Source organism: Klebsiella pneumoniae (assembly GCF_000742135.1).
Lineage (GTDB): Bacteria > Pseudomonadota > Gammaproteobacteria > Enterobacterales > Enterobacteriaceae > Klebsiella > Klebsiella pneumoniae.
This window is the reverse complement of the sequence record NZ_KN046818.1, coordinates 2,117,638-2,136,921: the sequence shown is the minus strand read 5'-3', so window position 1 is coordinate 2,136,921 and position 19,284 is coordinate 2,117,638. Positions and strand designations below refer to the sequence as shown.

The window sequence follows — 19,284 nt, the reverse complement described above, 5'->3', positions numbered from 1 at the left end:
ATCATTCCCTGCCGTCACGGGCAAAAAAGACCGGGAAAACATTCACTTTTCCCCTCTCCGGCCCGCAGGCCCTGGCAAAGCGCACAGATTGTCAGTTGACCAATCAGGGGGACAGGGCTAAGCCTGGAGGAGTTTCATCACATCGAGTCGTTTTACCAACCGGAGAATATCCATGAGTAAACTTGGGATTAATGGATTTGGTCGTATCGGACGTCTGGTGTTACGTCGTTTATTAGAAGTCGACAGCAGCCTGGAAGTGGTGGCTATCAACGACCTCACTTCGCCAAAGGTGCTGGCCTACCTGTTGAAGCATGATTCAAACTACGGCCCCTTCCCGTGGAGCGTCGACTTTACCGAAGATGCGCTGATCGTCAACGGCAAAACCATTACGGTGTATGCCGAAAAAGAGGCGCAGCATATTCCATGGCAGGCGGCAGGCGCCGAGGTGATTGTGGAGTGTACCGGGTTCTACACCTCGGCCGAGAAATCGCAAGCCCATCTCCAGGCCGGCGCGCGCAAAGTGCTGATTTCCGCCCCCGCCGGCGAGATGAAAACCATCGTCTACAACGTCAACGATGACACCCTGACCCCGGATGACACCATCATCTCCGTGGCCTCCTGCACCACCAACTGCCTGGCGCCGATGGCCAAAGTTCTGCAGGATGCCTTCGGCATCACCGTAGGCACCATGACCACCATCCACGCCTATACCGGCACCCAGTCGCTGGTGGACGGGCCGCGCGGAAAAGATCTGCGCGCCTCCAGGGCGGCGGCGGAAAACGTTATCCCGCACACTACCGGCGCGGCAAAAGCCATTGGCCTGGTGATCCCTGCCCTGAGCGGTAAGCTGAAAGGCCATGCCCAGCGCGTACCGACCAAAACCGGCTCAGTGACGGAGCTGGTATCGGTGCTGGAGAAAAAGGTGACTGCGGATGAGGTCAATCAGGCGATGAGGCAGGCGGCCGAGGGTAACGAATCCTTTGGTTACACCGAAGAGGAGATCGTCTCTTCCGATATCATCGGCAGCCATTTCGGTTCGATCTACGATGCTACCCAGCTGGAGATTGTGGAGGCCGGCGGCGTACAGCTGGTGAAAACCGTCGCCTGGTACGATAACGAATACGGCTTTGTCACCCAACTGATCCGCGTGCTGGAGAAATTTGCCCGCTAAGTGAACGGCGGACAGCCTGCGCTGTCCGCCGGTTCTGTGTGGAGTGCCTCAGGCCTGCAGATAGACCACCTGGGTCTGCTGGTACTCATTCAGGCCGTGGCGGCCATCTGCGCCGCCGATCCCCGACTTACGCCAGCCGGCGTGGAACCCCTGCATCGCCTCAAAGTTCTCACGGTTGATATAGGTTTCGCCAAACTTCAGTCCCTTAATCGCTTTCATCGCCACGTTCAGATCGCGGGTATAGATTGAGGAGGTCAGGCCATAATCGCTGTCATTGGCCATCGCCAGCGCCTCATCGAGGGTCGAAAAGGCCACCACCGGCAGCACCGGACCGAAGGTTTCCTCATGGATAATGTCCATCTCCTGACGTACATCCAGCAGCAGGGTCGGCGGATAAAAATAGCCTTTGCCCTCCAGCGGCTGACCGCCCAGCGCCACCCGCGCCCCCTGCGCCACCGCCTTCGCCACTTTGCCCGCCACCTGGTCCCGCGCCGCCGCGTTGATCAGCGGCCCCATCGCGATGTCATCTCGCGTCGCCGGGTCGCCAAACTGCACGGCCTTCATCGCCTCACCGAGGCGGTTGACGAAGCGGTCGTATATTCCCTTCTGAACATAGACCCGCTCGACGCAGTTACACACCTGCCCGGTGTTAATCACCCGCGAGTCCACTACCGCTTTCACCGCCAGCTCCAGATCCGCATCGTCCATTACAATGGCAGGCGCTTTGCCGCCGAGCTCGAGGCACACTTTGGTGATATTTTTCGCCGCAGCGGCCATAATTTTTTCTCCCGCCGCCACGCTGCCGGTCATGCTGACCATCGCCACCTTCGGATTGCCGGCCAGCTCCTGGCCAACGGTTTCTCCGCGGCCAAGCACAAGGTTAAAGACCCCTTTCGGCAACCCAACCTGATGGACAATCTCGGCAAAGGCGATGGCATTATTGGGCGTAAATTCGCTGGGCTTAATGACGATGGTATTTCCAGTGATCAGGGCCGGCGCCAGCTTGCGGGCGATAAGAAAGAATGGGAAGTTCCACGGCAGGATCCCGGTGGTCACCCCCAGCGCGCGTTTAAAGACAAGGATATTCTCCCCCGGGCGATCGCTCTGCACGATCTCGCCTTCGTAACGGCGCGCCCATTCTGCCATATAGTCGAGATAGTCCGCGGTGAACGCAACCTCCACCGCCGCCAGCTGCTGGATCTTGCCGCCTTCAGCCACGATCAGCCCGGCGATCTCGTCGGCACGCTGGCGGATACCGGCGGCAATTTTGCGCAGCCAGCCCGCGCGCTCAATGGCCGGCAGCGCTTCCCAGCCGGGCTGGGCGCGCTCGGCGGCGTCAATCGCCAGCCGCGCCTCTTCGGCAGTCCCGTCCGGGATCCGCGACAGCAGCGCTTCGGTCGCCGGGTTAAGCACGTCGATCCAGCCGTCGCCGCGACCGGAAACGAACTGGCCATCAATATACATCGGGTGTTGAACGGGTGCTGTCATGGCTGCTCCTGTGGTGCATTTGTATTTAACAGGTGATTTTTTTGTTAAATATCGGGCGGATAAGCCGCTGTTCGGCAGCACATTGACGCAGTTCTGTGAGCTGATTCATAAAAACGGGCCAAAAATGCCCGCTTGAGGTTACATTTTAATAACACAAATTGCCCGTTTGCGACGAATCTGCCGTAAACGGGCATTTTTCAGCCGAGGGTGCGGGCCTGCAGCGCCCCGGCAAGCTGGGCGTCCTCCCGCAGCTGTCGCCAGGCGTCGAGGATCTCCGGCGGGAAGGTGACATGGCTGATGAAGTCTTTTCCCCGCGGACCGTACCCTTCAGGGGTATCCTGCAGGCGCGGCAGCTCGCCCAGCAGCAGCCCCAGGTAGCGGGTGACCGGCCAGAGCCCCGCTCCGCCGCCCGCGAACCCCAGTTGGCCATCGGTCTGCTCCAGCACCGGCGAGCAGCCGGGAAAGCTCAACCACTGCGGCGGCGTCGTCGCCCCCTGCCAGACGCGGGCGAAGGTAGCCATGGTTCGCCGCTGCATAGTCGGGTCCTGAATGACGATCCCGCGACGATGGGCGAGCCCCCGGCTCTCCAGCGTGGTCCGGGTAAAACGGGCGTTCTCACCGCAGTTGGTTGACTGGTCCTCCACCACCAGCCGCGAATGGGGGATGTGCCAGTAGTCATGAGCAATGTCGGCCAGAACATGCGCTTCCGGGCGGCCATCCACCGGCAACGTACGGTAACGGGGATCCTGGCGCACCGCCTCGTAGAGATAGCCCGTAGAATGTCCCACGCCGCCGCTGATCAGCAGCGGGACCGCCTGCGCCGCCGCCAGACGGCAGGCGGCGTCGATGGTTGGGATCACGGCGTTGCCGGCCAGCACTACCACGTCCACCTGCGGCAGCGCGGGCAGCGTCGCCAGATCGTCCTGCGCCAGCCAGGCGCCGACCTGGTTAGCCGCCGCCAGCGTCGCTGCCGACAGCGGAGGAAATTGTTCTGCCATTCTGTCTCCTTAATCCTCTCTCAGACGAGCGGAGAGGATGCTTTCGCTATCATAAACGCCGCCTGCCGGGAGGCATAGCGGCGTCGATTTGTAACCATTTTGAAATAACAAGAAACATCTAAAAACAGGCGGGTTGCACCTGAACAACTCACTATGAAAATAACAAAAAACAGCAAAATCAGGTGGAAAATAAAAAATAGCGTCGCGGTTATACCAGTTCAAACCGCGCCATAACGCCCAGTTTGCCAGCCATAAACTTGCCAATTGTAACCTTCAACCCTAAGTTGCTTAACAATTACACAACCTTTTCACATCAGGTTGCACCCTGCTCGTACAGAGTGACACCTGACCTATCTACCGTGGCGGGAGAACGTTTCGTAATGAGCAATCCACAAGACAACACTGCATCCATTCTGCAGAAAAACAAGAAGGTACTGATCGCGAGCCTGACAGGCAGCGCCATCGAATGGTTCGATTATTTTCTCTATGGCACCGCCGCCGCGCTGGTGTTCAACAAAATCTTCTTTCCGATGGTCGACCCGGTTATCGGCCTGATCCTCTCCTGGCTCTCCTTCTCGCTGACGTTTTTTATCCGCCCCATCGGCGGCGTGATTTTCGCCCATATCGGCGATCGCATCGGCCGCAAGAAGACGCTGGTGCTGACCCTGTCGCTGATGGGGAGCGCCACGGTGGCGATCGGCCTGCTGCCCACCTACGAGATGGTGGGCCTCTGGGCGCCGGCCCTGCTGATTATCCTGCGCATTATTCAGGGCATGGGTATCGGCGGCGAATGGGGCGGCGCGCTGCTGCTGGCCTATGAATACGCGCCGGAAAAGCGGAAAGGCTTTTTCGGCAGCATTCCCCAGGCCGGGGTGACCATCGGCATGTTGATGGCGACATTTATCGTCTCGCTGATGACGCTGTTCGATGAGGCGCAGTTTCTCGCCTGGGGCTGGCGCATACCGTTCCTGCTCAGCTCCGTCCTCGTTTTTCTCGGCCTGTGGATCCGTAAAGATATCGACGAAACGCCCGCCTTTAAGCAGGTGAAAAAATCCGGCCAGGTGGCGAAGGCCCCGCTGCGCGATACGCTCATGCACCACTGGCGGGAAGTGCTGATCGCCGCCGGCCTGAAAGTGGTGGAGACCGCCCCCTTCTAAATCTTCTCCACCTTTGTAGTCAGCTACGCCACCACCACCCTGAGCTATCAGAAGTCGCAGGCGCTGGAATCCGTGACCCTGGGCGCGCTGGTGGCCACCGTGATGATCCCGCTGATGGGGCTGCTGTCAGACAAGGTGGGTCGGCAAAAGATGTACACCCTGAGCGTGGTGCTGCTGGGGCTGTTTATCGTCCCGTGGTTCCTGCTGCTCGACACCGGCACCGGCTGGGGCATCATGCTGGCGACGATCGTTGCCTTCGGCATCCTGTGGGCGCCGGTAACCGCGGTGCTCGGCACCCTGTGCTCTGAGATTTTCAGCGCCAATGTGCGCTATACCGGGATCACCCTCGGCTACCAGCTGGGCGCCGCGCTGGCCGGGGGCACCGCGCCGCTTATCGCCACCGGTCTGCTGGCAAAATATGACGGTGACTGGCGGCCGGTGGCCATTTATCTGGGCATTACGGTGGCGATTTCGCTCCTGGCGATATTCTGCGCCAGCCGGATGAAGTCCGCGCTGGGCACGGCCCCCTCCCGGGCGGAAAGCGCCTGACCGCAGCCCGCCAGGGCTACTACGGAGTCGACTATCCCGCCCGGCGGCGCTGCGCGTGCGCGGGCCTGGGGGGATCGCGCTGCGGGGGATACCGCTTATCCCAAGTCCGGTAAGCATGGGCCCGGTAAGGCGCCAGCCGCCACCGGGCCGAAACAGGCGTCAAGTTTTCCCCCCCTGCTTAGCCGGCCGCCAGGGCCGGCGGGTGTCAGGCGCTCTGGTTGTCCAGCTGAAGCTGCCCCTCGCGCCGCTGCTTCAGCTTCCAGAAGCCCCACAGCGCGATAAACCACAGCGGAGAAGCCAACAGCGCCAGCAGCGTGTCCGGGTCAAAGATCATGATGAAGATAGCGAACGCGAAGAACAGCAGGCTCACCCAGCTCATCACCACCCCGGCGGGCATCTTAAAGATCGACCCGGCGTGCAGGTCCGGACGCTGACGGCGGTAAACCAGATAGGCCACGAGGATCATCCCCCAGCTGAACACCACCATAATCGCCGCCAGGGTCGAGACGATGGTGAACAGGGTCATCACGTTCGGCACCAGAAACAGCAACAGCGTGCCGATCAGCATGCAGAAGCAGGAGAACAGCAGGCTGCGCACCGGAATGCGGGTACTGCGCGACAGGATACGAAACTGCCAGTGCGCATGCTTCTCCACCGACAGGCCGTACAGCATGCGGGTGCTGGAGAAGACCCCGCTGTTGGCCGAGGACATCGCCGAGGTCAGCGCCACAAAGTTAATCACCGCCGCGGCGGCAGGCAGCCCGGCCTTGGCGAACAGCGTCACGAAGGGGCTGGTCTCCGCCGACACCCCCGGCCACGAGGCGACAGCGATGATCACCACCATCGACAGCAGATAGAAGATGATAATCCGCAGCGGCAGAGCATTGATCGCCTTGGGCAAAATGCGCTGCGGATCGCGGGTCTCCGCCGTCATGGTGCCCAGCAGCTCAATGCCGGTAAAGGAGAAGATCGCTATCTGGAAGCCGGCGAAAAAGCCGGTGATGCCGTGGGGCATAAAGGCCGTCGGGTCGGTGAGATGGCTGAGGGAGGCCGTCACGCCGTCCGGGGAGGTCCAGCCGGTGGCAATCATCCAGCCGCCGGTGCCGATCAGGGCGATAATGGTGATCACCTTGATCAGGGCGAACCAGAACTCCGCCTCGCCAAACATTTTCACCGACAGCAGATTAAGCAGGAACAGAATCGCCAGCATGCTGAGGGCCGGCATCCACGCCGACAGTTCCGGGAACCAGTACTGCATATAGCTCCCGCAGACCACTACGTCGGCGATACAGGTCACCACCCAGCTTAGCCAGTAGGTCCAGCCGAGGTAAAAGCTGGCCTGCGGCCCGAGATACTCGCCGACAAAGTCGGCAAACGAGCGGTAGTCATGGCGGGTGAGCAGCAGCTCGCCCATCGCCCGCATCACCATATAGGTAAAGAACCCGACCAGCACATAGATAACCAGGATCGAGGTGCCGGCGACGGCGATGTTGCGCCCCGCCCCCATAAACAGCCCGGTGCCGATGGCGCCGCCGAGGGCAATCACCTGGATATGGCGGGCGCTGAGCCCGCGCTTAAGCTGTGACGCGCCTTCACCTCCGGCGGCAGGTGACGCCTGATGTTGATGTTCAGTCATGGTGTTTCCTCAGGCTGGTTGCGGGAGACGAAGGTCAGCGGCGCGGAGCAACAGCCCGGCGCGCTGGCCGGTGGCGACCCCGGCGTTGGGAAAGAGGATATAGGGGGCCCGGGCCTGCACCACCCAACGTTTCTCTGCCTGGCGGGCGATCTCATACCCTGCCGGGAGCGCGGTGAAGTTTTCAACGTCTGCCGCGAGATTAAGCGTAAATTCCCCCTCGCGCTTGATGATGCTCTCCTCGACCAGGAAGTAGTCCACCGGCGCTTTGTCGCGCGGCGGCAGCGGCGCATCAGCGATCCAGGCCCGGATCGCCGCGTCGGCGGCGGCGAACAGGCTGAGATCGTTGGCGCCGAACGGCATCGCTTTCCCCAGCTCCAGGGTGGCGCTTTGCGCGGCGAACTTTTCGCAGGTGAAATGGGTGAAGGTGCCGCCCGCTTCGGTATGGCGCACGACGGCGTCCATCCCGCTGGCCTGCAGCAGCTGATAGAAATCGGGCGAAAAATCCCCGGCGTGGGCCGGGAGCAGCGCAAACTGGCGATACAACGATCCGCGAATGGCGGTGTGCATATCGAGATGACCACGGTTGACCGGCCCCGCCGCATCGGCGGCGCGATAAAAAGCCTGCACCGCCTGCTCCAGCGCAAAAGCCCGCCGCGACTCATTTCCCGGGGTGACCGCCAGATGGCGGCCGCCGAACAGGCGATTCAGGTCGTTATGCAGATAGCGGCGCGCGGCGCGGATCGCCGGCAGATTACCAAAGACGATCAGCAGCGCCTGCGTGAGCGGCTGCCGCCCCTGGCTCAGATCGTGGGTTAGCTGCAGCAGCAGTTCAATCGGCGCGGTCTCATTGCCATGCACGCCGGCGGAGAGGATCGTCGCCTGGCGCCACGGCGCCGTCGGCAGCAGCTGTAAAATGCCCTCGCCCAGCCAGCGGGCCTCGATGCCCGCCGGAAAGGTCCACGCCTGCAGGCGGCAGTGCAGTAAATCGTTAACCAGGTGCTCCATCTGCCGCTCCTTAACGCTGAAAATCATAGACCGCGCCCAGGCGCAGGATCTGCGTCAGCTCATCCAGCGCCTGATAAACCTCGCGCAGCAGCTGCGGGTCCGCCAGATCGCGGGCATGCAGCCGGTCGCGATAGTGTTTTTCCACCCATGCCGTCAGCTGCTGATAACGTTCGTCGTTCATCAGGCTATGGGCGTTGACCGCCTGGCGCTCCGCCTCGTTGAGCACCACCCGCAGCCGCAGACAGGCCGGGCCGCCGCCGTTGCGCATGCTTTCCCGCAGGTCAAAGACCGCCACTTCATCGATCGGCGATGCGCTATCGGCGGCGAGATCGCTGAGATAGCGCCAGACGTTTTCCCGCTGGCGGCACTCCTCCGGCACCACGATCAGCATCTTGCCGTCTGGTTTGCTCAGCAGCTGGCTGTTGAACAGGTAAGAGGCCACGGCGTCGTCGAGCGAAACCCGCTCGTCCGGCACTTCCACGCTGGTGAACGGGATATCCAGACTGTCGCTTTTAGCCCGCAGCGTGGCCAGCACTGTAGCCTGATCGACAAACGCCTGCTGATGGTGGAACAGCACATGGCGATTGCTGACCGCGATGACGTCGTTATGAAACACGCCGCGATCGATAGCCTGCGGCGCCTGCTGGGCAAACACCGTGTAGCGCGGATCCAGCTGATGCAGGCGGGCCACCGCTTCGCTGGCCTCGAGGGTCTGCCGCGCCGGATACTTCACCGGGGCGATACCGCCGCTGGCGCGTCGACCATAGACGAAAAACTGCACTCCCTGCCGGTCATATTCCCGGCAGAAGCGGTTGTGGTTGGCCGCCCCTTCATCGCCGAGGTCGCCATGCTGCGGCAGCGCCGCATGGTGGGCAAAGTAGCGCGGATCGGCGAACGTGGCGCCAAGGATCGCCGAGGTGGTGGGTGCCTCCTGCATACGGTGCAGCTTATTGTTCAGGTTGGCGACGGTGAAATGGACTTTGCCATCGGCGCTGTCCGCCGACGGTGAGACAGTCGCCGCGTTGGCGGTCCACATCGACGAGGCGGAGCTGAAGGCGGAGAGCAGCTGCGGCGCCGCGTGGGCCGCCTGCCGGATAACCTGCTCATCGCTGCCCTGGAAACCCACTTCGCGCAGCAGACGCAGATTCGGCCGCGGCTGCGGCGGCAGAATGCCCTGCACGAAGCCGCGATCGGCCAGGGCTTTCATTTTATACAGCCCCTGCAGCGCCGCCTTTTTAGGGTTAGAGAGACCATCGCGGTTATTTTGCGAGGCTTCATTGCCGACGGAGAGTCCGGCGTAGTGGTGCGTCGGGCCGACCAGGCCATCAAAGTTTGCTTCAAAACCAGACATATGTCCTCACAGGATCCGTTATCAGAATGGCAGGCCCGGCGATACCGTCGCCGGAAGCGTCAGCGTATCGCTGACCAGAGAGGCCATCGGCCAGGCACAGTAGTCGGCGGCGTACCACGCTGCCGCGCGATGGTTGCCGGAGGCGCCCACCCCGCCAAACGGCGCTTTACTCGATGCGCCGGTCAGCGGCTTGTTCCAGTTGACGATCCCGGCTCGCGCCTCGTCCGCCAGCTGATCAAACTGCGCCGCATCGCTGGAGATCAGCCCGACGGCCAGGCCATAGCGGGTCTGATTGGCGAGGCGAATCGCCTCCGGGAAGCCGTCGTAACGGATAATCGTCAGCAGCGGGCCAAAGTACTCTTCATCCGGCACCTCAATACCGGTGACGTCGACGATCCCCGGGGTCAGCACCGTGGAGCGCGGGTCAGGCTGGCGCATGCGCAGCAGCACCTTGCCGCCGAGCCCCTCCAGTTTTTGCTGCGCCGCCAGCATGTTCTGCGCAGCGTCGAGAGAGATCACCCCGCCCATAAACGGCGCCGGCTGATCATCCCACTTGCCGGCGCGGATCTGCGCGCTGGCCTCTACCAGCCGCTGCAGCAGCGCATCCCCCTGCTCGCCGCGCGGCACGAGCAGCCGGCGCGCGCAGGTGCAGCGCTGCCCGGCAGAGATAAACGCCGACTGGATAATCACATGCAGCGCCGCATCGATATCGGCCGCGTCGGCGACGATCAGTGCGTTGTTGCCGCCCATCTCGAGGGCCAGCATCTTCTCCGGCTGGCCGCCGAAGTAGCGATGGAAGTGGAAACCGGCCGCCGCGCTGCCGGTGAACAGCACGCCGTCGATATCACGATTTTCCAGCAGCGCCTGGCCGGTGGCTTTTCCGCCCTGCAGCAGGTTGATCGCCCCGTCGGGGATGCCCGCCTGCTGCCACAGCTGGACGGTCATTTCAGCGGTAGCCGGCGTCAGCTCGCTGGGTTTAAACACAATGGTGTTCCCGGCGATCAGCGCCGGAATGATATGTCCGTTGGGCAGGTGGCCCGGGAAGTTGTAGGGGCCAAAGACCGCCATCACGCCGTGCGGTTTGTGGCGCAGCAGCGCTTTACCGTCCGGCAGCGTCGACTCATGAAAGCCCGTCCGCTGGTGATAGGCTTCGATGGAGATCGCGGCCTTGCCGATCATCGCCTGCACTTCGGCGCGGGTCTCCCACAGCGGCTTGCTGGTCTCGCGGGAAATCAGGGTCGCCAGCGCCTCTTTATGCGTCTCCAGCAGCGCGGCAAAACGCTGTACGACATCAATACGCTCGGCCAGCGGCCGGTGCGACCAGGGATAAAACGCCGCGCGCGCCGCGGCGCAGGCCGCCTGGACGTCGTCAGCCCCCGCGCTGGCCGCCTGCCACAGCAGCGACTGATCCTCCGGGGCCAGTTTGCTCATCGTTGCGCCGCTGCCTGGCAGCCACTGCCCGGCTATAAACTGTGCTTTTACCGCCATGATCTGTTGTCCTCTGGATTCAGGGTTACCGTATAAACGCGGTCGGTTTCACTGACCTGCAGCGCGTCCAGCGCGGCGCTGTCAAGCGAGACCTGCTCTTCGTGGGCCACCAGCAGCGCCCGAAAGTTGTCGAATTGACCGTTGGCGACGAGGGTCGGCGCCGGCAGGTCGCCCATCAGCTGCCGGACAGGCAGGCGCTGGCTGTCGCGCACGGCGCGGATCTGATCGGTGTCCGCCTCCAGCACCGGACCGGCATCGAAAATATCCACCGAGCCGCGCCAGCTGAAACCCTCTTTCTCGAGGATCGCCCGCGCCGGGGCGGTATTGGGATGCACCTGACCGATGACCCCGCGGGCCGCTTCCGGCAGCAGTGAGATATAGATCGGGTACGCCGGCATCAGTTCGGCAATAAAGGTTTTCATGCCGGTGCCGGTCAGCCGGTCGGCATCGGCGAACGGGATGTCGAAGAAATGATGGCCCAGCGCATCCCAGAACGGCGACTGTCCCTGCTCATCGCTGCAGCCGCGCAGTTCGGCAAACAGGTGCGGGGAGAACCACTCGCGAAAGGCGGCGATAAATAAAAAGCGCGCCTTGGAGAGCAGCAGACCATTGCGGTTGCGCTGATACGCCGGGTCGAGAAACAGCGTACACAGTTCGCTGTGCCCGGTGTGGTCATAGCTGAGATTAAGCAGCTCCTGGGGCTTATAGACTCCCAGCGCTTTCGAGGCGCGCACCGTTTTCTGAATGCGAAAATTGTAAAACGGCTCGTCCAGGCCCACTGCGACCTCAATGGCGCTCACCCCCACCACCCGCGCCAGCGCGGTGTCCTCCAGCACAAACAGGAAACCCTGCTGGCTGCGCGGCAGTTCGCCGGCGAAGGTCTCGATACTGCGCCGGATCCGGGCCGCCAGGCGCCCGACGTCATGCGGTAAAGAGGTCATGCCGACCCCCGCCCGCGCGGCGAGGCGGACGATGTCGTCGAGATCGTTTTCCCGTACGGGACGAAATAGCATCACAGGCCGTCCTCCCGGTTAGCGGGTTAAGCGGGCAACGGCGCGATCAAGGCGCACGAAGGCTTCCGCAATATCCGCCAGCGGGATATTGAGCGCCGGCGCGAAGCGCAGCACGTCCGGGCCGGCAATCAGGGCGATCAGCCCCTCTTCCGCCGCCAGGTTGGTCAACGTTTTGGCCTTGCCGCGCAGCGGCCCCGCCAGCTCAGCGCCGATCAGCAGACCGGTGCCGCGCACGGCGCTGAACGCATCGTAACGGGCAGAGATCGCATTCAACTGGTCAACGATCAGCGCATGGCGCTCGCCAACGCCCGCCAGCAGCGGCGCATCGAGATGGGCCAGCACGGCGTTAGCGACGGTTGCCGCCAGCGGGTTGCCGCCGAAGGTGGTGCCATGAGTGCCTGGCTGGAAGACCTGCGCCCAGGCCTCTTTCGCCAGCATCGCGCCGATCGGGAAGCCGCCCCCCAGCCCTTTGGCGCTGGTGAGAATGTCCGGGACGACGTTGTAATGCTGGTAGGCGTAGAGATGGCCGGTACGCCCGGCGCCGGTCTGCACCTCATCGAATATCAGGGTGGCATGATGGCGATCGCAGAGGGTACGCAGCGCCTGCAGGAACGCCGGGTCCGCCGGGATCACCCCGCCTTCGCCGATAATCGGCTCGACGATCACCGCGCAGGTGCGCGAGGAGATCGCCGCGGTGACCGCCTCGATATCGTTATAGGGCAGATGGGTAATGCCCTGCGGCAGCGGAGCATAATCGCTGGAATATTTCGGCTGGCCGCCAACGGAGACGGTGAACAGCGTGCGGCCGTGGAAGGCGTGGTTGAAGGCGATGAGTTCGCTTTTTTCACCGCCAAACTTATCGTGGGCATATTTCCGCGCCAGCTTAAGGGCCGCCTCGTTGGCTTCGGCGCCGGAGTTGCAGAAAAACACCTTGTCGGCAAAGGTCGACTGCACGAGGGTTTTCGCCAGCTGCAGCACCGGCTCGTTGGTATAGCCATTGCCGATATGCCACAGTTTCGCCAGTTGATCCTGCAGGGCCTGAGCCAGCGCCGGGTGAGCATGGCCCAGGGCGTTCACTGCGATGCCGCCCGCCATATCGATATACTCTTTCCCCTGCTGGTCCCAGACGCGGGAGCCCGCAGCTCTGACCGGAATAAACGGCGCGGGGGCAAAACAGGGAACCAGGTAAGCGTCAAAATCTTCGCGAGTCATACTGCCTGACATAATTTATCTCCGGAACGTAAGACGACGGAAAACGCTCCCGTCGCGTTGGACAATCGACATCAACCCTGCCCCTCGGCTTATTTTGGGCACGAGCGCGCCCGCTGCGATGGTAAAAATACTCACCACAGAAAAATAAAGCCCTATTCTTTTTACGGGTAATTGTTAATTCATGGTTAATGCCATGTTGTTGTGTGGGCTAATGCTGGCCTGTGAACAACAAGATTATCAATACGGGCAAAAGCAATTTATTCACTTTTTGAAGATCATCAAGATAATGAAAAACATAGAAAAAATATTTTCTTATGCACTTAAGTGAATAAAAAGTGAATTAAAATGCACAGTTTGCGGGTGGTTGACGTGCGTAGTTATTCACTTAAAAAATAAAAAATCTAACAAAAATATAAAAATCGGAATTGCCGTCAAATACCGCTTTATAAAATTGGTGATACCATTCATTGCACAGAGTTTACTGCTGTAGCTATTCCACGGTTTTACACGACATAAATAACACTGAGAAACAGGACTCTTATGGAAAAGTTATCTTACGCATCTGAAAGTAGTACATCTCCATGGACCACCTACCTGCGCCAGATCGACCGCGTCGCGCCTTATCTCGGCGATCTTGCCTACTGGGTGGAAACCCTGCGCCATCCGAAGCGCGCGCTGATCGTCGACATTCCTGTGCAAATGGACGACGGCACCATCCGCCACTTCGAGGGCTATCGCGTTCAGCACAATCTGTCGCGCGGACCGGGTAAAGGTGGTGTTCGCTACCATCCAGATGTCGATCTTAACGAAGTCATGGCACTTTCTGCCTGGATGACCATTAAGTGCGCCGCGGTCAATATTCCTTACGGCGGGGCCAAAGGCGGCATCCGCGTCGACCCCTTCTCCTTGTCGGAAGGTGAACTGGAGCGTCTGACCCGCCGCTACACCAGCGAAATCGGCATTATTATCGGGCCGCAGAAAGATATTCCGGCGCCGGACGTCGGCACCAATGGCAAAGTGATGGCATGGATGATGGACACCTACTCCATGAACCATGGCACCACCATCACCGGCGTGGTCACCGGCAAACCGATCCACCTCGGCGGCTCCCTCGGTCGTGAAAAAGCCACCGGACGCGGCGTGTTTGTCACCGGCCGGGAAGTTGCCCGTCGCGCCGGTATCGAAATTGAAGGCGCCAAAGTGGCGCTGCAGGGCTTTGGTAACGTCGGTAGCGAAGCGGCCCGCCTGTTCGCTGGCGTCGGCGCTCGTATCGTGGTTATTCAGGATCATACCGCGACCCTGTATAACGAAGGCGGAATCGATATGGCCGCCCTCACCGCCTGGCAGGCGGAGAAAAAGCAGATTGCCGGTTTCCCGGGCGCCCAGGAGATCGATAAAGACGCCTTCTGGACCACCCCGATGGACATCCTGATCCCGGCGGCGCTGGAAGGGCAAATCACCCGCGAGCGCGCTGAGAAGCTGACCTGCAAACTGGTCCTGGAAGGGGCCAACGGCCCAACCTATCCGGAAGCGGACGACGTGCTGGCCGAGCGCGGCGTGATCGTGGTGCCGGACGTTATCTGCAACGCCGGCGGGGTGACCGTCAGCTACTTTGAGTGGGTACAGGACATGGCCAGCTTCTTCTGGAGTGAAGAGGAGATCAACGCCAAGATGGACCGCATTATGACCGACGCTATCGTGCACGTCTGGGATAAAGCCGCCGAGAAAGAGTGTACGCTGCGCACCGCCGCCTATATCGTGGCCTGCGAGCGCATCCTGATGGCGCGTAAAGACCGCGGCATCTACCCGGGCTGATCCCCATCAGCAACCGCATCAGGGGTGGCCTTGCGCCGCCCCTTTTTTTCTTTGCCGCGCCGTTAACCGCCGAGGATGTGCGCTATCTGACGAGGAGTTGTTCGGCAAAGGTGACAACGTCACGCAAGTAATAACCATCCGCTGCCGGTAGGGGATTATTTTTCGATTAAATCAAAGTCGCCCTGGGTATAGCGTAAGCCAGTGACGTTGTCGGCAGTGAAAATATGTTCGATGGTGAGGATGTCCTCCGGCGCGAGGGTAATATTCGCGGCGCCGGCATTGTCGCGCAGGTGAGCAATTTTCCTCGCCCCCGGGATAGGCACGATATCCTCGCCTTTGCTCATCACCCAGGCAAGGGCAATCTGCGCAAGGGTCGCGTCATAGCGGGTGGCCACCTGCTGAAGGCGCTCAAGCAGCAGCTGGTTTTTGCGCATGGTTTCGGCCTGGAAGCGCGGCAGATGGCGGCGGAAATCATCCGCTGCCAAAACGCCGGGATCGGTAATTGTCCCCGTCAGGAAGCCGCGGCCAAGCGGGCTGTATGGCACAAAGCCGACCCCCAGCTCGCGGCAGGTGTGGAGAATACCGGCCTCCGGCTCGCGGCTCCATAGCGAATATTCCGTCTGCACGGCAGCGATCGGATGTACCTTGCAGGCCCGGCGCAGCGTCTGAGCAGATACTTCCGACAGACCGATATGGCGAATTTTACCCTCTTTAACCAGATCGGCCATAGTGCCCACCACCTCTTCCACCGGTACCGCGGGATCGACGCGGTGCTGATAGAGCAGATCGATGGTCTCGACATTCAGTCGCTTCAGCGACCCTTCCACTGATTCGCGAATATGTGCCGGACGGCTGTCAACGCCGGCCATCCGCTCCAGACCCTGGCCGGTCGGCAAAATACGAAATCCAAATTTGGTGGCAATCTGCACCTTATCGCGAAAACCTTTAATCGCTTTTCCGACCAGAACTTCATTATCGAAAGGACCATATACTTCGGCGGTATCCAGGAAGGTCACGCCCATGTCCATGGCGGCATGGATCGTATTTATCGCCTGCGACGTTTCAGCGCCGCCATAGGCAAAACTCATCCCCATACATCCGAGACCTAATGCGGAAACCTGAAACTTCTCTTTTCCAAGATAACGTGTTTTCATCTTATTTTCCTTAATTGCTGAATGGCATTAAATATATACTTCCCTTTCATATTGATAACAATTAATCTATTCCGAACGCGGTGTTAGCTGGAAATTAACAATGAAAACCTTGCCCGATCTGCAACAAATAGAAATATTAATACTCATAGTGAAACATGGCAGTTTTCGTCAGGCCGCTAAAGCGTTAAACCTTTCCCCACCGGCCCTTACCGTCGCTATTAATCATCTGGAAGAAAAGTTAGGCGTGCGCCTGCTAAATCGCTCAACGCGCAGTTTGTCATTAACCGCAGTGGGTGAGGAATTTCTTAATAATATAACGCCGGTGGTCAATGATTATCGCCGGGTGGTGGACAGTCTGAATTATCACCGTCTGACTCCGGAAGGCGTGGTGAAAGTTAATTTACCGCGCATTGTTATTGACCTGTTTTTTCAAGACTATTTTATCGCCTTTAAAAACGCCTGTCCCAATGTGACGCTCGAACTGTATGCCACCGATCGGAAAATCAATATTATCGAGTCCGGTTTTGACGCCGGCATTCGCTATTCGCAGGATGTGCCCAAAGAGATGATTGCCATCCCCTTTGGCGAGAATCTATCGCTGATCCCGGTGGCCAGCCCGGACTATATACGCGAAGCCGGAGAGCCCGACACCCCGCAGTCATTAGTTAATTTCCGCTGCATTAACCGCTGTTTTCCTGATGGTGAGAAGTACCGCTGGGAGTTTATTGGCCCCAGCGGCGAGCTTAGCGAGGTCGCGGTTAAAGGCGATCTGGTCGTCGATGCCGATAGCGCAATGATCCAGGCCGCGGAGAGCGGATTAGGCATCGCCTTTGTCTATCAGTCGCTGGTGACGCAGCAGCTGAGCGCGGGCAGCCTGGTCCATTTGTTACCCGACTACCGCTATCCTGCCGACCATTTCTGCGTCTACTACCCAAGCCGGAAACATATTCCCGCCCCCCTGCGGGCCTTTATCGCCTGGGTGATGGCGCTGAATAAAAATATCCTCGGTCAGCAGACCGCACGACACGGATCGCGGCCGGAAGATTAACTACAATTAACGTACATACCGTTAACCAATTTCTATCTTTCATCTTGAACTCCGGCGGTTATCCGGCATAAAATCGTTAGAGCTCTAACGATATTGACAGACGACCTATGGACAATCGACAGCTTACCTTCTCTCATCTTTTATACCTCACCGCGCACCACTGGCGGCTGGCGGTCAATCGTCGGCTGAAAAATCTCGGTCTCAGCCAGGCCAGCTGGGTGGCGGTAGCGTCCATCGCCCGCCACCAGCAGCCGCTGTCGCAAAGCGAACTGGCGCAGGAGCTGGGGGTGGAGAGCCCGACCATTGTGCCGTTGATCCATCGTCTGGTCGCCCTCGGACTGGTTGAGCGCATCACCACCGCTAGCGACAAACGTAAGCGACTGCTGGTGGTCACCGACAAAGGGAAGGCCCTCTATGAACAGGTCAAAACGGTGGCTGACGATCTGCGCGAAGAGATCCTGACGGCGATTACCCCACAGGAGCAGGAGCAAACCCAACGGGTGCTGGAAAAGCTGTTGCGCGAAGTGGAGAAGAAATAATGCCCCGTCGCCAGGATAACCCCTACGCCCCGCATGACTGGGCGCCGCATGAAAAACCGGCTCTGCTCGGTTCGCCGTCGACGCCGCTGCACAGTCCGGCGAAACGCCTTGCCTACGGCGTGGTCGGTCTGCTGGTATGTCTCACCGGCGCGCTGGGCAACGCAGTGGTCACCGCCAACCTGCAGCTGCTGCAGGGTACCTTCGCCGCCTGGTCGACAGAAATCGCCTGGCTGCCGGCGGTATACGTGATGACCAACGTCTCCATCAACCTGCTGCTGGTGAAATTCCGCCAGCAGTTTGGCCTGCGCGCTTTCACCGAAGGCTTTCTGGTGCTCTATGTGCTGGTCACCTTTTTCCACCTCTTCGTCAACGATCTCAGCTCAGCGATGATGGTTCGCGCCGCCCATGGCATGGTGGCCGCGGCGCTCAGCTCGCTGGGGATTTACTACCAGGTACAGGCCTGGCCTGCGCGCCATCGCCTGAAAGGGCTGACTATCGGCATCACCGGCTCGTCGCTGGCCATTCCCCTGGCGCGCCTCTTTTCCACCGAACTGCTGCAGACCGATGAATGGCGCGGTATCTACTTCTTTGAACTGGGCCTGGCGCTGGTGTCGCTGGCCTGCGTCATCGCGCTAAAACTGCCGCCAAGCGATCGTAAAAAAGTGTTTGAAAAAAAGGATTTCATTACCTTCTTTCTGCTGGCGCCCGGCATGGCGCTGGTGTGCGCCGTGCTGTCGCTGGGGCGGCTCGAGTGGTGGTTTGAAGCGCCGTGGATCGGCTGGGCGCTGGCGGCGGCGGTAATACTGATCGTCGCTGCGATTACCTTCGAGCATAACCGCAGCAACCCCCTGCTCAATACCAAATGGCTCTCCAGCGGCAGCATCGTGCGTCTGGGCCTGATTATGCTGTTGTTCCGCATCGTGCTGGCGGAGCAGAACACCGGGGTCATCGGCTGGCTGCAGTACGTTGGCCTGCAAAACGAACAGATGACTAACCTCGCGTGGTCGATTTTCGCCGGTATTCTGTGCGGGATCATTGCCAGCTGTCTGACGCTCAACCCGCAGAAGCTCTACTGGCCGACCGCCACCGCGCTGGCGCTGATCATGATAGCCTCGCTGCTCGACAGCCAGTCCAACGCCCTCACCCGTCCGGAACAATTAATGTTCAGCCAGTTTTTACTCGGCTTCGGCAGCGCCTTCTTTCTGGCCCCGGCGATGCTCGCCGGGATTGGCGGCGTGTTTGCCGACCCGCGCAACCTGGTCAGCTTCTCGGTGCTGTTCGGCATGAGCCAGAACATTGGCGGGCTGCTCGGCTCGGCGATCCTCGGCACCTTCCAGACCTGGCGTGAGAAATTCCACTCCAGCCAGCTGGCGGACCAGATAACCACCCTGAACCCGCTGATCGTCGAGCGGCTGCAGCAGTACAGCCAGATGTATCAGAGCCAGATTGGCGACAGTACGCTGCTCAACGTTCAGGCCACCACCCTGCTGCAAAACGCCGCGACGTTGCAGGCCAATATTCTCGCCTGGAATGATACCTATCTGCTGACGGCGGCGATCTCCGCCGGGACACTAGTGTGGGTTTTCTGGCGCTTAATTCGCTTACGACTGACTGCCCGTATCGCGTTGCAACGCGCTACCGGCAGCAAATAATTATCATC

15 protein-coding genes and 2 pseudogenes are annotated in these 19,284 nt (G+C 60.3%); 8 read left to right on the top strand and 9 right to left on the bottom strand.

The annotated features are described in order from the left end of the window. Positions 1–172 precede the first annotated feature (172 nt). On the top strand, positions 173–1,171 hold the full coding sequence (gene gap / locus DR88_RS15310; RefSeq protein ID WP_002903227.1) for a type I glyceraldehyde-3-phosphate dehydrogenase: 999 nt from the start codon (positions 173–175) through the stop codon (positions 1,169–1,171). A 48-nt stretch (positions 1,172–1,219) separates the two neighbouring features. Here the strand turns inward: gap and aldA are convergent, their stop codons facing one another. Further along, a complete protein-coding gene (aldA, locus tag DR88_RS15315) occupies positions 1,220–2,659 on the bottom strand; it encodes an aldehyde dehydrogenase (protein ID WP_025861995.1) in 1,440 nt (479 codons plus the stop codon). Here aldA and DR88_RS30605 point away from each other — a divergent pair. Beyond that, complete coding sequence (locus DR88_RS30605; RefSeq protein ID WP_004140057.1) at positions 2,658–2,795, top strand: hypothetical protein; 138 nt, start codon at positions 2,658–2,660, stop codon at positions 2,793–2,795. The genes aldA and DR88_RS30605 overlap by 2 nt on opposite strands. Before the next feature lie 61 nt (positions 2,796–2,856). Here DR88_RS30605 and DR88_RS15320 read toward each other — a convergent pair whose 3' ends face one another. Then, positions 2,857–3,657 (bottom strand): YdcF family protein, encoded by an 801-nt coding sequence (locus DR88_RS15320; protein WP_020316474.1) that lies wholly within the window; start codon positions 3,655–3,657, stop codon positions 2,857–2,859. A gap of 380 nt (positions 3,658–4,037) precedes the next feature. On the opposite strand from DR88_RS15320, the pseudogene DR88_RS0125665 reads away from it, so the two are divergent. Then, positions 4,038–5,363 (top strand): annotated as a pseudogene (locus DR88_RS0125665) (MFS transporter). A gap of 205 nt (positions 5,364–5,568) precedes the next feature. On the opposite strand, the gene DR88_RS15325 reads toward DR88_RS0125665, so the two are convergent. The 6 genes from DR88_RS15325 to DR88_RS15350 are packed head-to-tail and all read right to left on the bottom strand — an operon-like array spanning position 5,569 to position 13,080. Continuing rightward, positions 5,569–6,999, bottom strand: a complete 1,431-nt coding sequence (locus DR88_RS15325; RefSeq protein ID WP_004148242.1) for an amino acid permease — start codon at positions 6,997–6,999, stop codon at positions 5,569–5,571. Between the two features lie 9 nt (positions 7,000–7,008). After that, positions 7,009–8,004, bottom strand: a complete 996-nt coding sequence (gene astE, locus DR88_RS15330) for a succinylglutamate desuccinylase (RefSeq protein WP_025862301.1) — start codon at positions 8,002–8,004, stop codon at positions 7,009–7,011. Positions 8,005–8,014: 10 nt separating this feature from the next. Beyond that, entirely contained in the window at positions 8,015–9,355 is a 1,341-nt protein-coding gene (astB, locus tag DR88_RS15335; RefSeq protein WP_004148240.1) for an N-succinylarginine dihydrolase, read from the bottom strand. A gap of 21 nt (positions 9,356–9,376) precedes the next feature. Then, complete coding sequence (astD, locus tag DR88_RS15340) at positions 9,377–10,843, bottom strand: succinylglutamate-semialdehyde dehydrogenase (RefSeq protein ID WP_032443866.1); 1,467 nt, start codon at positions 10,841–10,843, stop codon at positions 9,377–9,379. Then, the gene (gene astA, locus DR88_RS15345) at positions 10,834–11,856 is read right to left on the bottom strand and encodes an arginine N-succinyltransferase (RefSeq protein ID WP_004140076.1); all 1,023 of its coding nucleotides are present in this window, start codon (positions 11,854–11,856) and stop codon (positions 10,834–10,836) included. Before astA ends, astD begins: the two co-directional genes overlap by 10 nt. Before the next feature lie 18 nt (positions 11,857–11,874). Continuing rightward, positions 11,875–13,080 (bottom strand): bifunctional succinylornithine transaminase/acetylornithine transaminase, encoded by a 1,206-nt coding sequence (locus DR88_RS15350; protein WP_032443865.1) that lies wholly within the window; start codon positions 13,078–13,080, stop codon positions 11,875–11,877. Positions 13,081–13,249: 169 nt separating this feature from the next. On the opposite strand from DR88_RS15350, the gene DR88_RS30600 reads away from it, so the two are divergent. Beyond that, entirely contained in the window at positions 13,250–13,396 is a 147-nt protein-coding gene (locus DR88_RS30600) for a hypothetical protein (RefSeq protein ID WP_032443864.1), read from the top strand. 212 nt (positions 13,397–13,608) lie between these two features. Beyond that, positions 13,609–14,883: a Glu/Leu/Phe/Val family dehydrogenase gene (locus DR88_RS15355; RefSeq protein ID WP_004151574.1), complete on the top strand. Its 1,275-nt coding sequence runs from the start codon at positions 13,609–13,611 to the stop codon at positions 14,881–14,883. A gap of 155 nt (positions 14,884–15,038) precedes the next feature. Here DR88_RS15355 and DR88_RS15360 read toward each other — a convergent pair whose 3' ends face one another. Further along, positions 15,039–16,037, bottom strand: a complete 999-nt coding sequence (locus DR88_RS15360) for an aldo/keto reductase (protein ID WP_004148231.1) — start codon at positions 16,035–16,037, stop codon at positions 15,039–15,041. Positions 16,038–16,137: 100 nt separating this feature from the next. On the opposite strand from DR88_RS15360, the gene DR88_RS15365 reads away from it, so the two are divergent. From DR88_RS15365 to DR88_RS15375, 3 genes and pseudogenes are all read left to right on the top strand, one after another. Next, entirely contained in the window at positions 16,138–17,085 is a 948-nt protein-coding gene (locus DR88_RS15365) for a LysR family transcriptional regulator (RefSeq protein ID WP_004148230.1), read from the top strand. A gap of 107 nt (positions 17,086–17,192) precedes the next feature. Next, positions 17,193–17,624, top strand: coding sequence for a MarR family winged helix-turn-helix transcriptional regulator (locus DR88_RS15370; protein ID WP_002902969.1), 432 nt, complete (start codon positions 17,193–17,195; stop codon positions 17,622–17,624). After that, positions 17,624–19,276, top strand: a pseudogene (locus DR88_RS15375) (efflux MFS transporter permease). The gene DR88_RS15370 and the pseudogene DR88_RS15375 overlap by 1 nt, the downstream one beginning before the upstream one ends. Positions 19,277–19,284 lie beyond the last annotated feature (8 nt).

Coding starts and splice junctions, on each gene's coding strand:
- gap (WP_002903227.1), top strand. CDS start 173: ATGAGTAAACTTGGGATTAATGGATTTGGTCGTATCGGACGTCTGGTG.
- DR88_RS30605 (WP_004140057.1), top strand. CDS start 2,658: ATGGCTGCTCCTGTGGTGCATTTGTATTTAACAGGTGATTTTTTTGTT.
- aldA (WP_025861995.1), bottom strand. CDS start 2,659: ATGACAGCACCCGTTCAACACCCGATGTATATTGATGGCCAGTTCGTT.
- DR88_RS15320 (WP_020316474.1), bottom strand. CDS start 3,657: ATGGCAGAACAATTTCCTCCGCTGTCGGCAGCGACGCTGGCGGCGGCT.
- DR88_RS15325 (WP_004148242.1), bottom strand. CDS start 6,999: ATGACTGAACATCAACATCAGGCGTCACCTGCCGCCGGAGGTGAAGGC.
- astE (WP_025862301.1), bottom strand. CDS start 8,004: ATGGAGCACCTGGTTAACGATTTACTGCACTGCCGCCTGCAGGCGTGG.
- astB (WP_004148240.1), bottom strand. CDS start 9,355: ATGTCTGGTTTTGAAGCAAACTTTGATGGCCTGGTCGGCCCGACGCAC.
- astD (WP_032443866.1), bottom strand. CDS start 10,843: ATGGCGGTAAAAGCACAGTTTATAGCCGGGCAGTGGCTGCCAGGCAGC.
- astA (WP_004140076.1), bottom strand. CDS start 11,856: ATGCTATTTCGTCCCGTACGGGAAAACGATCTCGACGACATCGTCCGC.
- DR88_RS15350 (WP_032443865.1), bottom strand. CDS start 13,080: ATGTCAGGCAGTATGACTCGCGAAGATTTTGACGCTTACCTGGTTCCC.
- DR88_RS30600 (WP_032443864.1), top strand. CDS start 13,250: ATGGTTAATGCCATGTTGTTGTGTGGGCTAATGCTGGCCTGTGAACAA.
- DR88_RS15355 (WP_004151574.1), top strand. CDS start 13,609: ATGGAAAAGTTATCTTACGCATCTGAAAGTAGTACATCTCCATGGACC.
- DR88_RS15360 (WP_004148231.1), bottom strand. CDS start 16,037: ATGAAAACACGTTATCTTGGAAAAGAGAAGTTTCAGGTTTCCGCATTA.
- DR88_RS15365 (WP_004148230.1), top strand. CDS start 16,138: ATGAAAACCTTGCCCGATCTGCAACAAATAGAAATATTAATACTCATA.
- DR88_RS15370 (WP_002902969.1), top strand. CDS start 17,193: ATGGACAATCGACAGCTTACCTTCTCTCATCTTTTATACCTCACCGCG.